General features: G+C 46.6%; 16 protein-coding genes. 5 read left to right on the top strand and 11 right to left on the bottom strand.

The window, feature by feature from the left end:
- Positions 1-115: 115 nt before the first annotated feature.
- On the top strand, positions 116-472 hold the full coding sequence (locus O3C58_11370) for a hypothetical protein (GenBank protein MDA0692453.1): 357 nt from the start codon (positions 116-118) through the stop codon (positions 470-472).
- Between the two features lie 3 nt (positions 473-475).
- Positions 476-1,081, top strand: coding sequence for a class I SAM-dependent methyltransferase (locus O3C58_11365; protein MDA0692452.1), 606 nt, complete (start codon positions 476-478; stop codon positions 1,079-1,081).
- A gap of 39 nt (positions 1,082-1,120) precedes the next feature.
- On the opposite strand, the gene O3C58_11360 is transcribed toward O3C58_11365, so the two are convergent.
- From O3C58_11360 to hemB, 5 genes are all read right to left on the bottom strand, one after another.
- The gene (locus O3C58_11360) at positions 1,121-2,677 is read right to left on the bottom strand and encodes an SPOR domain-containing protein (protein ID MDA0692451.1); all 1,557 of its coding nucleotides are present in this window, start codon (positions 2,675-2,677) and stop codon (positions 1,121-1,123) included.
- 105 nt (positions 2,678-2,782) lie between these two features.
- Positions 2,783-4,822: a PBP1A family penicillin-binding protein gene (locus O3C58_11355; protein MDA0692450.1), complete on the bottom strand. Its 2,040-nt coding sequence runs from the start codon at positions 4,820-4,822 to the stop codon at positions 2,783-2,785.
- The gene (locus O3C58_11350; protein MDA0692449.1) at positions 4,819-5,721 is read right to left on the bottom strand and encodes a hypothetical protein; all 903 of its coding nucleotides are present in this window, start codon (positions 5,719-5,721) and stop codon (positions 4,819-4,821) included. The genes O3C58_11355 and O3C58_11350 overlap by 4 nt, the downstream gene beginning before the upstream one ends.
- Before the next feature lie 79 nt (positions 5,722-5,800).
- The gene (locus tag O3C58_11345; GenBank protein MDA0692448.1) at positions 5,801-6,373 is read right to left on the bottom strand and encodes a helix-turn-helix transcriptional regulator; all 573 of its coding nucleotides are present in this window, start codon (positions 6,371-6,373) and stop codon (positions 5,801-5,803) included.
- Between the two features lie 153 nt (positions 6,374-6,526).
- Positions 6,527-7,501: a porphobilinogen synthase gene (gene hemB, locus O3C58_11340; GenBank protein ID MDA0692447.1), complete on the bottom strand. Its 975-nt coding sequence runs from the start codon at positions 7,499-7,501 to the stop codon at positions 6,527-6,529.
- A 444-nt stretch (positions 7,502-7,945) separates the two neighbouring features.
- Between hemB and O3C58_11335 the strand changes: the two genes are divergently transcribed.
- Positions 7,946-8,335: a hypothetical protein gene (locus tag O3C58_11335; protein ID MDA0692446.1), complete on the top strand. Its 390-nt coding sequence runs from the start codon at positions 7,946-7,948 to the stop codon at positions 8,333-8,335.
- Positions 8,336-8,497: 162 nt separating this feature from the next.
- Here O3C58_11335 and O3C58_11330 read toward each other — a convergent pair whose 3' ends face one another.
- The 3 genes from O3C58_11330 to O3C58_11320 all read right to left on the bottom strand — a co-directional run bounded on the left by O3C58_11330 (position 8,498) and on the right by O3C58_11320 (position 10,325).
- Positions 8,498-8,680 (bottom strand): hypothetical protein, encoded by a 183-nt coding sequence (locus O3C58_11330; protein ID MDA0692445.1) that lies wholly within the window; start codon positions 8,678-8,680, stop codon positions 8,498-8,500.
- Positions 8,681-8,723: 43 nt separating this feature from the next.
- Entirely contained in the window at positions 8,724-9,926 is a 1,203-nt protein-coding gene (locus tag O3C58_11325) for a radical SAM protein (GenBank protein ID MDA0692444.1), read from the bottom strand.
- 75 nt (positions 9,927-10,001) lie between these two features.
- The gene (locus tag O3C58_11320) at positions 10,002-10,325 is read right to left on the bottom strand and encodes a hypothetical protein (protein MDA0692443.1); all 324 of its coding nucleotides are present in this window, start codon (positions 10,323-10,325) and stop codon (positions 10,002-10,004) included.
- A gap of 698 nt (positions 10,326-11,023) precedes the next feature.
- Between O3C58_11320 and O3C58_11315 the strand changes: the two genes are divergently transcribed.
- Entirely contained in the window at positions 11,024-11,839 is an 816-nt protein-coding gene (locus tag O3C58_11315; GenBank protein MDA0692442.1) for a biotin--[acetyl-CoA-carboxylase] ligase, read from the top strand.
- A gap of 9 nt (positions 11,840-11,848) precedes the next feature.
- Here the strand turns inward: O3C58_11315 and O3C58_11310 are convergent, their stop codons facing one another.
- Complete coding sequence (locus O3C58_11310; GenBank protein MDA0692441.1) at positions 11,849-12,352, bottom strand: Slp family lipoprotein; 504 nt, start codon at positions 12,350-12,352, stop codon at positions 11,849-11,851.
- A gap of 14 nt (positions 12,353-12,366) precedes the next feature.
- Positions 12,367-12,915, bottom strand: a complete 549-nt coding sequence (locus O3C58_11305; GenBank protein ID MDA0692440.1) for a Slp family lipoprotein — start codon at positions 12,913-12,915, stop codon at positions 12,367-12,369.
- A gap of 185 nt (positions 12,916-13,100) precedes the next feature.
- Here O3C58_11305 and O3C58_11300 point away from each other — a divergent pair, with 185 nt between their 5' ends.
- Positions 13,101-14,012, top strand: coding sequence for a DnaJ domain-containing protein (locus tag O3C58_11300; protein ID MDA0692439.1), 912 nt, complete (start codon positions 13,101-13,103; stop codon positions 14,010-14,012).
- Between the two features lie 47 nt (positions 14,013-14,059).
- Here O3C58_11300 and O3C58_11295 read toward each other — a convergent pair whose 3' ends face one another.
- Positions 14,060-14,851: a DUF1566 domain-containing protein gene (locus O3C58_11295; protein MDA0692438.1), complete on the bottom strand. Its 792-nt coding sequence runs from the start codon at positions 14,849-14,851 to the stop codon at positions 14,060-14,062.
- Positions 14,852-14,861: the final 10 nt, after the last annotated feature.

Below are 14,861 nucleotides of genomic sequence, written 5' to 3'. Positions count from 1 at the left end.
GGCAGGTCGCCTGTTCCACTAAAACAAAAGACGCTTCTTTGAATTGGCGATTCGGTGCCGTTGTCAATTTTTAGAAGTGCCCTTATGTTAGATTTTCTTATGCCTAATTTAAACGATGAACTTTAAAGTTATCGATCTTCTTATCGGAACGTGTTCAGGAGCCATTATAGCCTTTGCCGTCAGTCAAATCATCCCCGCCCATTGGAATATGTTTCTAGCAATGGCGGTGGGCGGAGTCATCGGCATGGTTTTGAAGTTCATGTTGCTGATTCTTTTGGCGCCTTTTTTCGGGGCCTTTGAAGTCATGATTCCGGTGAGCCTCATTGCCATGATGGTCGGCATGCTAAGCGGCATGGGCGCCGCTCAGGGCAGTGTTCCTGTTGAGTGCATTGTAGCCGTTGGCGGAGTTTTGGGTTTCACCGTGGCGTTGCTCATATATTTTTCTAATAAAAAACTGCTGCGCTCCACTTAACTCATGGCCAAACATAAAAATTACGATGGGCTCGCCCGAGTTTTCGACTTTTTTCGCCAGGGAGACATGCGTCGATGGGGCGATGCGCAAAAAAATCTTTTCCAAAGAATGCAGGGGAAAGTTTTGCATATCGGCGTCGGCACCGGGATGGAGGTCATCAATTTTCCTCCCGGTCTCGACATCACCGGCATCGACCTCAGCCCGCAAATGCTGAAACGCGCTCTCTTAAGAGCGGAACAATATCAGGGTAAAATCCGATTTTGCCTGATGAATTCGGAATCCCTGGCTTTTCCCGACAACACCTTTGACACCATCGTTACGGTCTGTGTGTTCTGCACCGTGACCCACCCGGTCGCAGGATTGCAGGAGTGTCGCCGGGTACTGAAACCAGGCGGAAAATTATTGATGTTTGAACACGTTATGAGTAAAAACCTCGTTTATGGGTTGAGCCTCAAATTCATGTCCTTGTTCACCGAGGCACTGGAAGGAACCCACCTCGACCGCGATACCGTAGCAAATGTCCGCAAAGCGGGATTCAAAGTTCAGTCGGAACAAAACGTCTACCTGGACATCGTGAAAGCTATTGAAGGAGTCAAACAACCCGTGTGATCCTCCACAGACCCCTATTGCCCGCCATCAAATTTTGATTCAAGGCTTCTTCTTTGTGACTTCTGGTTTGGGTGTCGATATCAAAAAATAGTTTTGTATCAGCTTATCGTCCATCATCCGGTTTGCCATTTGCAACGCGGCATCTTTCGCATCAAAAGGGCCAACACGAATCTTGTACCAATCACCTCCCGACTGGCGAGGCGATTTGACAATGAAAATATCCTTCACGCCCTTTTGCTTAAGAAATTTTATAAGCTGATTCGCTTGTTTGGAAGAAGTCACAGCGGCAACTTGGATGGAATGCACTTTATTTTGTTTGGTTGCGACCGGCTTGGAACTCGGTGCAACAGCCTCAGGCGGTTTTACTTTTTCTTCAATAAGGTCTTTATGGCCGGTCCTCCATTGTATCAGCCCAAGCCCTACCACCACCAAAAAGAAAAGCACAGAAAGGGAACCCAGTTTTACCCACAACCGGGCTTGACCAAAATAAATTACCCCATCAATCAGCTTTAGAAAAAGCCTTTTAACCATCCTTTGGAAAAACTTACCAATCCCCAGTATTCCATTTCCCAGCCTGTGAAGGATCGAATGCTCCATTCCCAGCCGGACTTTCAGGCGGCTGATTTCTTGAACGTCGTCACGACTGAACAGATTGATTTTTTTCAGATGTCCGAAAATCCGGCTATCTTCCACAGCCTGCCTGATTTCAGCCTGTTTGCCGGGCTCCAACTGGGAAAACGTTTGCCCGCACTTTTCATGCAAAACCGGATCGATTCCTTCAAACAACTCCTGACAATAAATTTTTCCGAGGATTTCCCGCATCCTACGGTCTTCGGTCAATTGCAGAGGCAGTGCCTGCAAATAAAAACGCAGGGCATTCATGTCCGCCCGATCATTTTCCAATAAAATGGGGACCACAAATTGCAAAATTTCAGGAGCGACGTTGGAATGATTTTCCACGGCATATAAAAGCACCGGTTCCGTTTTTGCGGACAGTTTTTGTTTTTGTAAGAAAATTGCCGCTAGATGGTTAATGATGAAAGCGTCTTTATAGTCTTCCGCTCTCAGCATCACCATGAGCAAGTCGATTTCATTTTCGGTCAAATCCCCTCCCTGCCGGAGGATGGATAGCAACGGCGAGCGAAACTTTGAATTTTGTGGGTTCTGCAAAAACGCTTTTAAATAGATCTTGAGGGCTTCCGGTTCTTCACGGCCAATGGACAAAAGAAAATCGGCGTATTTACGCACCACCAATCCTCTGAAGCGGCGAGCCTGACCGGGAAGAAAAAAGGAGGACTCTGTGAAAAGAATCAATTTCTCAAATTGCAGGGTGATCAATTGCTTGTCGTTTAAGGGACCGACCCCTTTCAATGCATGAAAGGCATTTTGGAACCGCTGATCGCCAATCTGTCCGGTGGCAAAAAAACCGAAAAAGACACTGATAAATAGCAGTGTCCACTGGATCATTCCATCATCGAACCCTGCTGTTGGAAGGGCGATCTCGTGAACCAGATAAAGGGTAAAAAAACCCAGAAATATAAACAGGAAAAGTGAAATCCCGGTTCGCAGTATAAAAAATTTTAAGGTCTGAAACATAACGGTATCTCGAAAACTACAGCCTTATGTAGAAGTTTCCCTGAAGTTCAGGGGCTGACGATCGCCAATACCAAAAAGGATTAACCCTTTAAATCCCGGTGGTCATTAATTATCCGAACCAAAAAATAGATCTGAGGTGGCGGAAATTGCCTCATCCAGTTTCTGCATGAAATCAGTTGGAGGAGGACTGAGATCCAATTCCTCTTTGACGGCGACCCGCATGGTTTCCTCGGATTTCCCATCGGCGAGGAACCCCGTTTGAGTATCCACGGTTTCAAATTTGATTCCTGCAGGAACGGGAAACTTCACTATATTTTTCCCCTCCAATACCTTTTGCAGAAAAAACACCCAGATAGGCGCCGCCGCTCTCCCTCCTGTCAGCCCTCTACCATTGCGATCCAGCATCGGTTCATTATTGTCGTACCCCACCCAGACAGAAACCGAAAAGTCTTTCGTGAATCCATTGAACCAGGCATCCTTAAAATCGTTCGTGGTTCCTGTTTTTCCAGCGGCTGGAGGTAAAAAACCCATTCGGCGAACCACGCTTCCCGAACCTGCCTCCACCACTCCCTGCATCATATCCAGCAAGGGATACATGACTTTTTGTGGAAATCTCTGAACCCCCTGGTAAAAATGTTCATACAGCTGGTTGCCGTGAAAATCTTCAATTTTCTCGATAAAGTAGGGTTCGTTATAAATTCCCAGGTTGGCAATACCGCTAAAAGCCGAAGCAATTTCCAGGGGGGAGACACCGGAAGTTCCCAACGCCAGAGACAGATGATTTCCCAAAGGGCTTTTGATGCCAAACCGTCGTGCGGTTTGGATTACCTTATCCGGTCCCACTGCCTGTATGAGTTTCGCGGAGACAACATTGATGGATTGCATCAAGGCCTTTTTGAGGATGATATCACCGGCAAATTTTTCACCAAAGTTTTTCGGCTCCCAGGGTTCGTTTCCTGGAACCTCAATAGAGATGGGTTCATCCTTCACCACCGTGGCCGGGGAGTAGCCTAACTCTTCCATGGCCGTCAGATAAACAAACGGCTTGAAAGAAGAACCTGGAAGGCGGTTATTGGATACCGCGCGGTTGAACTGGCTATGGGAATAGTTTTTCCCGCCCAAGAAAGCTCGAACTGCACCGCTCTTGTTTTCCACGGAGACCAACGCCACCTGTAAGGGATCTTTGGATTCACGTTTTCGCATACCCTCTTCCAGACCTTCCAGATGCGAGAGGGCCGCTTTTAAAGCCAATGATTGCTGCAGGCTGTCCAGAGTGGTGTAAATTTTCAAACCCCCGAAATGGACAAACTCTTTGCCATAGTCTTTTTCAAGTTTATCGATCACGAAATCTAAAAAATAGAGATTAGGATCGGAGAAATCCTTTGGTTTTCGCAGTTCGAGGTCGGATTGAACAGCTTCCTCATTTTGTCCAGCGGTGATCCAACCCTCGCTCTCCATACGTTTCAACACGAAACGGGCCCGGTTCATGGCGCGTTCCATATTATTAAAAGGATTGGAGCTGTTTGGAGAGTTGGGCAGTCCGGCCAATAATGCCGCCTGTAAAAGGGTCAAATCCTGTGCCCGTTTAGCAAAATAAACCTGAGAAGCTTCCTCAACTCCATAAGCGCCACTGCCAAAATAAATTTGATTGCAATAGGCCTCCAGGATCATCTCCTTGGTAAACGTAGCTTCAAGTTGTAAAGCGATAAGGAGTTCTTTGATCTTGCGGACAAAGTTTCTCTCAAAAGAAAAAAACAAATTCTTCGACAATTGTTGCGTGATGGTGCTGCCGCCCTGAGTGACCCGTCTGGCTCGGATATTGGCCAGGAACGCACGAAGGAGCCCTACATGGTCCAATCCCTGATGCTTGAAGAAATTTGCATCTTCAACGGCTACAATGGCATTTAAAAAGTTTGGAGAAATATCGCCAATGGAAACGGGCAGCCTCTCGCCTAATACCTTAATCCTTTCTCCATCGGAGGAGTAAATCTCGGTCGGCAGGCTCAGATTGATATTTTCCAGATTGGCGGGAAGTTGAGGAAGGTCTTTGCTGAGCACAAAGTAAACGCCCATTCCAGCTAAAACCACAAACAGCAGAACCGTGTACAGGAAGAAATAAAATTTCTCAATCAGGGGGCGGGTCAAAAGTTTCCTCCGGAAGGAATCGCCAGGGAAGTTAAATCTCCGGTCGAATTTTCACCCTCCGTTTTTTCAATTTGAGAAAGCATGTTGTACGCAATATCCAAAGGCACCGGAATCAAAAGGACACCGATGTAATAGTCGGTGGTGTATTCAATTCCAAACACCATATGGTTATTTGAGCTGGAAGCCTGATCAGAAATTCCGATGCGGGTGACGTGATAATCTTTCGCAAGAAACCATCGGGGCTCCGGAAAGACAGCTTTCTGGGTTCGGGCATCCAGTGTCTCGATGATCGAAACCACCTGCTCTCTGGAAAAAATCCGGGCATCCTTGAATCCCATTTCATCCAACCGCCCACGCTTGATGGTACGGGTCGAATTCACTTCAAACAAGGTGTCTACGGAAAGAAAAATTTCCCGGAGGGGAACTCCCTGGAGATCGAGAAATCCAATGGTGATCCAGGGACCAAATCTTTTTAGAAAGACGCGATCCCAGGTTTTTTCCGCATCGATTTGCAGCAACTCATACGGAGAAACAATGCGCTCGGACCAGGGGCCTGGAAAATCGAAATACAAGTCGATAAATTTTTTCCGGGATACAACCAAGGGAAAGGCAGGCTCCACCTTTTCAAACAACTGCTTGAAAGTTTGAATGGACTCTGCTGAGTTTTCTTGAAGGTTCAGAACCGAGCGAATCGATTGAATCTTGGCTTGCGCCACAATGGCCTCGCGGTCCCGCTCCCAGATACGGCCCAACTGAGGTCGCTCATGGTTCTGCCACTTGAGGTAGTGGCCAATGCCGCGCTCGAAAACCTTCCCGTAAAACTCCAAGCCGCCCACCCCAACAAGCAGAGCAAGCAGTATCGCGCCTTGCCATTGCCTTGAAACTTCGGCGGATTTCACAGAATTTTATCTCACAATAGATTATTGGGGACAACGGGCCATCATTTTTAACTTACCGAGTTTCCTCGAATAAGTTTTTTTAACGACCTTTTCGGCGAGTTTGCTTTTTCGGTTTGGAGGCTTTGGACTTTGCCCCCTTCACCACTTTTTTAGCGCTGGCGGTCTTTTCGGTGCGGCCCGCAGTTTCTTTCTTTGTCGCAGGGGAAGAGCTGGCTTCTTTCCCTTTTCCCTTTAAAACCTTACCGATATTGTCTAAACTATCTTTCTGCAACTCCGGGTCCATTTTTCGAAACAGAGACAGCAACTTTCTCTCCGACGGATGAATCGTAATAAGCTCTTTCTTCGCAGGGGTTTTAAAATTTATTTGCCCCGCACTGAAATCAACGAGCCCGACCGCTGGAGGCGTCGAACTTTTCGTTAACGTCTTTACAGGCGAAATCAAACTTTTCGCGACCTCATTGGTGAGAAACTGCTCCAGGGACAGGTTTCCCAATCTGGCGATTTTGACAAGAACCGAAACCGGAGCGTCCCTTTCGCCTGCTTCATACCTGACATAAGTTCGAAACCCTACCTTCAGGATATCCGACATCATCGCCTGGGTGCACCGGAGTTCCTTGCGAATCATCCTAAGGTTTTTGGCCATAATTGACATTCAATCTTCTCCTTAACCGAAAAGTGACTCTACCACTGTATTATAAACAAATGAAACTTTCATTTTCAAACGGATATTACCAAACATGAAGTTAAAATAAAATATTGATTTAAGTTTTTGTCATTAAATTGGGACATTAATGGCGCCCTGGGATCAGGCATTGAGGACTTTTGCCGCCTCTTTGGCAAAATAGGTCAAGATCATCTGCGCACCAGCGCGTTTGATGCTCAACAGAATTTCCATCATCACCCGTTCTCCGTCCACCCAGTTTTTCTCGGCGGCCGCCTTGACCATGGAATACTCCCCACTCACATTATAAGCGGCCACAGGAACCTGGACCTCCTCGCGGACCCTGCGGATGATATCCAAATAGGACAGAGCCGGCTTGACCATCACTATATCCGCTCCCTCTTCGATGTCCTGTAAAACTTCTCGTATGCTTTCATCAGAATTTGCAGGGTCCATCTGGTACGAACAGCGATCTCCAAATTTTGGAGACGAATCGGCGGCTTCCCTGAAGGGACCATAAAAGGCGGAAGCGTATTTCGCGGCGTAGGAAAGAATAATCGTGTCTTCGTGGCCTGTTTGATCCAGGATCCTCCGGATCGCCTGAACCCTTCCGTCCATCATGTCCGATGGAGCCACAATGTCCGCCCCTGCCTCGGCATGTGTATGCGCCATTTTCGCCAACAGTTCGAGAGTCGGGTCATTTAAAATCCGATTGCCCTCCACCAAACCGCAATGTCCATGATCTGTATATTCATCAATGCACACATCGGTGATCACGATCATTTCCGGGCAGGCAGACTTGATTTCCCTCACCGCCCGCTGGACGATTCCATCAGGATTATAAGCTTCCGAACCACGCGCGTCTTTTTTATCTGGAATGCCAAACAATACTACGGCGGGTATCCCCAAACTCTGGCTTTCTCTGACGTCTTTAACAAGGTTATCGATAGAACAACGAAAGATCCCCGGCATGGAAGAAATCTCCTGCCGAACCCCCTTCCCTTCGCAGACAAACATCGGGTCGATCAGGTCATCCACAGAAAGATGGGTTTCCCGAACCAACCGTAAAATTCCTGCCTTGGCCCTCAATCGTCTATATCTATGTACTGGAAATGCCATAAAAGGGTTTCGTTAAGCTTCTTAATTATATCCCCCAAAAACCATCCTTAGGGTCGCAAACAGAGAAAGACTATCACAGGTCTCCACCAACCTTCAAATTATTGAATCCCTTGAACCCGTTACCTGCCCATCTGAGGAAAAATTTGCCCCTTGGCAGTTTTCAAAAAAGAACGGTCTATTGAAAATCAAAATGCAAAGACTGACTCTTTTTTTAATCACAGGTGTTAATTTTTTGACACAATCTATTGAAATTAAACGCCAAAATTCAGATCTTTTGACTCCCCCAAAAAAACTTACCCCCCAGAACTCTTTTTACTTAAAAGCCTTGATAAATTAGAGAATCCACGTCGTTAGATGGCACAACTCTTGCTCCGATAACAATTGTTTTCCCAGTAATTATAACTACGCATAGAGCTGATTAATATTTTTTAGGAGAAAGCTGTCATGGACCCTTTCGATTCTCATCTGGATAAGGCGTATGAAAAACTCAACAAGGCAATCATGAATGCAATCGTATCCTCAGAGGATGTCAGGACCGTTCTGGCGGATTTTAAAGAAAAAGATATGATCAACAATCTTTCCGTTCTGAATTTAATTCTCAGCCTGGAAGAGCTTTCGGATTTAGTTTTCACAGACGATGATTCTTCCAGTTATGAGCCCCAGTCGGATGAATTTGCCTCTAAGGCAGCCGAAAAACCAGCAAAAATTGAATCACCCAATCCTTTTAAGGTTGATGGCAGGAATTTGACCCCAAATGAAATTCTGTTCGAGAGGTTTTTCCAGGGAAAATTTGACGCCGATAAGTGGCTTAAAAAAGTGGGATTAAAATTTTAAGCCTGCAATCATTTCACCGCATCGTACTTCTCTGTTCACGGCAAAATGACGAAGATCAACTTCTGTCATTTTTGCTCTGAACGAGGGTGAAGCCATCAAACCAATCAGCCACCTGTTTCAAATCCGCCTTGCTTGCAACCGGTTTCTTGACCGGCAACTCCTCTAATTTTTAAATATTTTGGAATCACAGGAGATGTATTTTATCTGTTTGAGAGGCACCACAATGACCTCGTCCGCTGTGGTAATTTCGAACAATTCCAAATCGTCACTGAAGCCGTGCTTTTCCGTCTGCTCGCATTCCAATTCCTGATTATCGACAAACACCACTTTCAACCTGTACTGCATGCTTTCTCCTTTTCCAATTTGACCTAAAGACCAGGGGCAGGATTCAATTCGGAGAGGCCATCATTTCAAATTTCTTTGACAAGGGGTCCCCCAGATAATCTTCCACGTAATTTTTCAAATATCCTTTTTCATACAATTTTTTATTGGATAGCTTGGAATTCACTTTATTCAAGACTTTGAAAGTGCAACGGGGAAATTTGGCTTTGAATTCGTCAAAAGTTTCTCCCGAAATGTCCATTTCCTCTTGAGACGACTTTTCCAGTATGACTTTGGGTAAATAAACTCGGGTTTGCCCCGTCAATCGCTTGGCAACATCGCTGAACGTCAATAGTGTCGTGCAATTGGAATCCCCGCCGAGGGTACTGTTGGGCACATAAAGAAATTTTGCTCGATTCTGACGGAACATCGTCAAAACCTTGTAAACATTCCCGGCCATCACCACGGTATCTTTTTTATCCAACTCACAGGCGTCAAAAACTTTTATGATTTTTTTACGGTTCAAAAAGGAAGTGATATCCGATTCCGTATGCAACATCATGATATTGGGAAGATCAAAACCGTAAATTTTCCGTGCTTCCTCTGCAAGGAATTTTTTTCCGTACCGCATCAGGGCGGTGGTGTCGGGATCGATATATTTCAGGGGCGTCAGGCATCCCATCCAGAGCAAAACATTGGGATTGATCTTAGAAATCGTTCGGGCGTCCTCCGACATGGTGTTCGCTCCGAAGGAATAAAAATTGGCGGATGTCACCGCCGGACCATCCAGTATTTCAAGCACCTGTTTAACGCTGGGGCCATTGGGCATCAGCTTTTTCCGGGCTTCGCCCAGGGTGATCACCGACAATTCAAAATTTATTCTGCCGGGGAATCTTTCGGCCAGTTTATTGATTCGTACCGGGTCCGTGTACCCAACGGTAAACATGATGATATTTTTATCGGTCTTCTCAAGAAACTCCTCGACCCAATCCAAAGCCTTGGGATGCAGAGGCAGATCCGTCCATTCCATATATTCGTTGCCACCCAGGACCCACGATTCGTCCTTCTTGGTGGGGTATTTCTGAATCTCATTAAAAATGAAATCCCAATCTTCCTGAGTGGAGCGGGGGGTATCGAAGGTTGTTCGGTAGCTGTGGTCTTTCTCGTAACAAAATGCACACTTCACCGGGCAGGTTTTACCCAGGCTTAAAGGAATCTTCCGATCCTTGATTTCGGCTCTGAAAACGTTATGAAGAAATTCTTTATCCACTGCCAACCTTCCTTCCCTGTCTTTTAAGATCAATTCTCATCGACGCACTGCCATGAGCTGGAGATTCGAATCCAGTCACTCCCATTCTTTGAAAATTTCAACAAACTGTTCATCGATAGGCACTTCAGCTTTTTGGTCATTGCTCAATTGCTGAGCTAAATGCTGCAGGTGTACCGAAGCGCATCCCATGAAGGCAATACTTTCCTGCTGTTTTTTATAACCACCCGCCTTTAATTTTTTTTCAAGTTCGGGAAGATGATTTTCATCAAAAGGATGAATTAACGCTACCTTCTTAAAATCCTCAACCGCTTCGCTGAAGTCTTTTTTCTCGTGATGACTCATTCCGCTTTTGAGGAGTTCCTGAGCCTCTCGGACTGCCTCTACCGTTACAGGTCCCACTATTCATATCTCCATTGATCATTGAGCAAAATAGTAATACGAAACAAACGCACCTTTGCAAAAAGGAACGGTTCCAAAAAATTCCTCAATACCGCGCGATTCCGCCCTGCGGTCCGCTTCCGCTGCAACTCGGATCAGAAATAATAATCCAGAATGATTACAGGCGTGGGGAAATTTCCAGCTATTCTATCATCCTGCAAACCAGAATTGTCAAGAAGTTAGGAATGTTTTGCTAAAAGGAGTGACACCCGTGGGACCGAGTGATTGAAAAAAAAGAACCCTTTTTTCATTAGAAAATGAGCCCCGCAGAATGGAGGCAAGGGCATACTTTAGCCGAAGGAAGTTCAGGCTTTTCCGCCTCACAGGTGAGGCGGGTATCAGTCAATTAAAAAAAGCCTGTTATTTTTTTTCTTCTACGGTTTCCGGTTTAACCTGCTGACCGTGGGGATACTTGTTTTCCATCGAACATGAGGTAATAGCCATCAAACCAATCGTTAAAACCAACAAGAACAAAACCTTTTTCATCCAACTCTCTCCTTTTTATTTTGACGCACATGCTATCAAAAAAAATTGAACCTGCCAATTTTAGATTTAGCTTTTTAGCAATATTTCTCCAATAATTCAATGAATTTTTTACATTTTTTCCTTACAATCGTGAATCGGACAATAAAATCACACCCCTGAAACCTGAGGCCGTTGTGTCAAACTCTTCCCCGCTGGATGCAGAAAAAATCCGAAATGACCTGAGACCCGTTCGTCTGGGTTCTTATATCCTTGTTTTTGATGAGATAGACTCAACCAATGACCTGGCTCAGAAGTACCTTGAAGAAGGAGCCTTGGAGGGGCTGGTCCTGATTGCTGAGTCGCAGACGCGCGGACGCGGACGTATGGGACGATCCTGGGTGTCTCCACCAGGAACCGGCATCTACATGTCCGTTCTGTTAAAACCACAGATTCAGCCGCAACGCCTGCCTCAACTGACATTGTTGGCGGGGTTGGCCTCAGTGCAGGCGATCAATGAGTTTTCAAGCCAGAAGGTGCAATTAAAATGGCCCAACGATATTCTGTTAAACGGGAAAAAATTATGCGGCATCCTTTCGGAGTATCACGCAACTCAAAGCGGTGAAAGCGCTGTAATCATCGGCATCGGGGTCAATGTCAATCACTCCCGAAATGATTTCCCTGAAGATTTAAGGCCAATCGCCACCTCCCTCATGATTGAAACCGGAAGCCCTGTGGACCGGCAGGCTTTAGCCACCGCTATCATTCGTCATCTGGATCAGGAGTACGACGCGTATCTCCAGAACAGGAGTCCGGATGTCATTAATAAATGGGCGAACCATTCCGACATGTTCGGCAAAAAAATCTCTGTCACCAAGGGCAAGTCGGTAATTCATGGAACCGCACTGGGGCTTGACTCAGAGGGCAGATTATTGATGCGCACAAAAAGTGGCGAAGAGATAGCCTTCGATTCCGGGGAGGTCAGCCTCGGGTCGACCGCTCATAACCCCTGAACGATTGAGCTAGAAAGAACCAAATATTCCCAGACTGAAATGAAAGTCGGGTCCGGGACCCGTGCGATTTTGGCTTAAGGGCCAGAGATGGTATTCCTGAACGCGCAGTAGAGGGTAGTCATAGCTGATTTTATCCAGGGACCGGGGTTCTTTGCCTTCCACTTTTCCAACCAGGGTGATTTTTCGTCCCTTGGAAAAAATCTGCTCGTCCAGAATTTCGTTGGTCAGCAATAAAAAACGCCCACCGGTCTGGTCATCCATTTCCGGTTCCATTCGGAACCCCAGCGGTCTTTGCAGAATTTTCGCCCAACCCCCTTCAGGGTCATTACCCACCCGAATGATGGTTCCGCCAAACAAAACCGATTTACCGATGTACCTGTCAGTGTTGCGCTGCAAATCTCCGAATAGAACATTGCGGTCGGACGCATCAGTGACAGCCTGCGACAGGACGGGTGCACAGCCGCATAAAATGAGAATCATCCAAAGGAAATTGCGGTTGAGTCGGAATTTCATGGCAACAGTTTGTCTTAATATAAATACGGGTGGCGGTAATAACGTCTGTGCAACGGGTAATAAAAAAATTCAAAATAATAGGGATAAAAAGGGTCGTTGTAATAGTAAGGGGATTGCGGGTAATTTTTGATGAGATGCAATTCTTCAACTTCGACAACAGGAAACAGGTATTCCCGGTCCCCTATTTTCCCAAGCTGACTACCCACCACTTTACCCACTCCAATGACCTCCCGCCCTTTGGCATAAATTTCGGACTCCAGATATCCCCGCTGACGGAATATAAAGCGTCCAAAAGTTGCATCATTGGCACTCACACGCCCGGAAGAATCGATTTCCTTCTGCACCACTTCAATTTCGCTTTTCTCGGGGAAATTTCGGGTCTCGACGACGACTCCACCCAGCATCACCCTTTTACCCACATAATTATCTGGCGATTCAAACAGGCCAGACACACTGATACCAGGGTCCAGAGTCGCCCGCATGCCTTGGGAAACAGGATGCGCACACGCCACTATTGTCAGTAGAATGAAGGGAATTAAGATTTTTACCGGAATTTTTTCCATCGCAAACCCTGGAGTTCGGTGGCTGGATGTACTTAATGGAAATACCTAACAAAATATACTCATATTTGAGGTTTTCCGCAAAGCTAATTTGAATGGGTTCTTGTCCCGCCTGGCCATTAGCGATAAAATGTTTTTGTAAATGAATTTAATTGCTACTTTTACCTCCCTGAATTTTCTTCCGAACTATGAGCCAGATAAAGAATTATTACAAAACTCTTGGCGTTGAAAAATCCGCTTCATTTGCAGATATTAAAAAACGCTACCGCGAACTGGCCAAGAAACACCACCCCGATGTTAATAATGGCAGTGAAAAAGCGGAAAACAATTTCAAGATCATCTCCGTTGCCTATACGGTTCTCAGCGACAAAAAAAAGCGCAAAGAATACGACCAGACCTATCAACAGAAATCTCAACAGCGTCGGCCAACTCCGGGCGGAACCACTTGGACCGATGCGCAGGATGATTTTAATTTCAGGAAGCGGCGGCCTGAGCAACACGGGGATTTTCGCCAGACCCCTCCCGAGGAAGAGCAGAAATTCGATCCGGAATTTCCCACTAGAGGCTTCGACCTGCAATTCATGGTCGAACTTCCTCTCAGCACCATCGCTTTGGGAGGCACCATTCCCTACAGCTATGAAAAATATTTCAAATGCCTGGATTGCGATGGAACCGGAAGCATCGACGAGAAGGAATGCTCCGTCTGCAAGGGAAAACGTCTGGTGGTCAAGGCCGCGACCGTGAACGCCAAAATCCCCCCTGGAGTGGGGGACCGTTACACCCTCCGCATCAACAATGAAGGCGGGGAAGGCAAAAATGGCGGACCTCCCGGAGATTTGTTATTGCAGGTGTGTTTGCAACCTCACCCCCGGTTCAAGCGGATGAAAGACGACATCTATGCAGAAGTCCTGATTTCCCCTGAGTTAGCTGAAAATGGCGGTCCTCTGGAAATTGAGACGTTGGATTCGGTTCAAACAATACAGGTGGAGGATGGAACACTCACCGGGGAAGAACTTCGACTGCCCGGTTTGGGAGCGGCAATTCTTTGGGGGAAAAAACGCGGAGACTTTGTCGTCAGATTCAAAATTGAAGAGGACTGAATCTTACCCGACCGCAATTGCAGCCTCTCTGGTAAAGAAAACCAGACTTAGCCTTTTGCCTTGCGAGCTCTCTTATCCGCCGCATGCGCCTTGGCCCTTGCCAGCATGGCGGCTCTTTCTGCCGATGAGAATTCTTTTTTGGGTGTCGGTGCCGGAGTCCCACCGCCAGATGCTGCTTTGGCTACCGCAGGTTTTGGGGCCGCCGGTTTGCCAGATGCAGGGGCCGCTTTGGAATCCGCAGTTTCCGCCGGGGCTGAAGCCGCTTCGGCCTCGATCGCAACAGGATCTACTCCAACAGGTGCAGGCGGAGCCTCCCCTTCCTTGCGAACCAACCGCATGGAGGACCAAACGTCCTGATTCGGATAAGGAGTATCCACGCCTATTTTACCATCAAAGCGAATAATCTTTTCATCTGTGCATTCGCTGATCCAGGTGTTACTGGCCCCACCGGCTTCAAATATGGGGTCGAGGGGAAACAGAGTCCCGTTTTTATCCATACATTCCTTAGTATTATCAAAAATCGTCATCGCTTCGGCTTTACTGGGAATGCGCCAGTTTTCATAACCTGCGAATTTTTCCTTATTGAATTTATCTACATATTCCCGGTGGTTCGACCAGAGGTAAAACTTGTGCATGTCAATCCACGCATCGGTTTTTTTCCACATCAATCCAGAATTAGGATCGGTGACGGTGCCATCTCCGTTATCGACCAACGGCTTGGCGGGAGCTTTTTCTTTTGCGGCGGGTTTGGCTTTGGCGGCGGGTTTGGGTGTTGCTACTTTTTCAGCCACTTCGGTTGCTTCCTCTTTTTTTTCGGGCGAAGCTTGCGCGTCTTCCATAAATCAGTTC

It is taken from the genome of Nitrospinota bacterium, assembly GCA_027619975.1.
Classification (GTDB): Bacteria; Nitrospinota; Nitrospinia; order Nitrospinales; family VA-1; genus JADFGI01.
The sequence above is the reverse complement of the archived record's forward strand: the minus strand, read 5'-3'. Positions and strand labels throughout refer to the sequence as shown.

Coding starts and splice junctions, on each gene's coding strand:
- O3C58_11370 (MDA0692453.1), top strand. CDS start 116: ATGAACTTTAAAGTTATCGATCTTCTTATCGGAACGTGTTCAGGAGCC.
- O3C58_11365 (MDA0692452.1), top strand. CDS start 476: ATGGCCAAACATAAAAATTACGATGGGCTCGCCCGAGTTTTCGACTTT.
- O3C58_11360 (MDA0692451.1), bottom strand. CDS start 2,677: ATGTTTCAGACCTTAAAATTTTTTATACTGCGAACCGGGATTTCACTT.
- O3C58_11345 (MDA0692448.1), bottom strand. CDS start 6,373: ATGTCAATTATGGCCAAAAACCTTAGGATGATTCGCAAGGAACTCCGG.
- hemB (MDA0692447.1), bottom strand. CDS start 7,501: ATGGCATTTCCAGTACATAGATATAGACGATTGAGGGCCAAGGCAGGA.
- O3C58_11335 (MDA0692446.1), top strand. CDS start 7,946: ATGGACCCTTTCGATTCTCATCTGGATAAGGCGTATGAAAAACTCAAC.
- O3C58_11330 (MDA0692445.1), bottom strand. CDS start 8,680: ATGCAGTACAGGTTGAAAGTGGTGTTTGTCGATAATCAGGAATTGGAA.
- O3C58_11310 (MDA0692441.1), bottom strand. CDS start 12,352: ATGAAATTCCGACTCAACCGCAATTTCCTTTGGATGATTCTCATTTTA.
- O3C58_11305 (MDA0692440.1), bottom strand. CDS start 12,915: ATGGAAAAAATTCCGGTAAAAATCTTAATTCCCTTCATTCTACTGACA.
- O3C58_11300 (MDA0692439.1), top strand. CDS start 13,101: ATGAGCCAGATAAAGAATTATTACAAAACTCTTGGCGTTGAAAAATCC.
- O3C58_11295 (MDA0692438.1), bottom strand. CDS start 14,851: ATGGAAGACGCGCAAGCTTCGCCCGAAAAAAAAGAGGAAGCAACCGAA.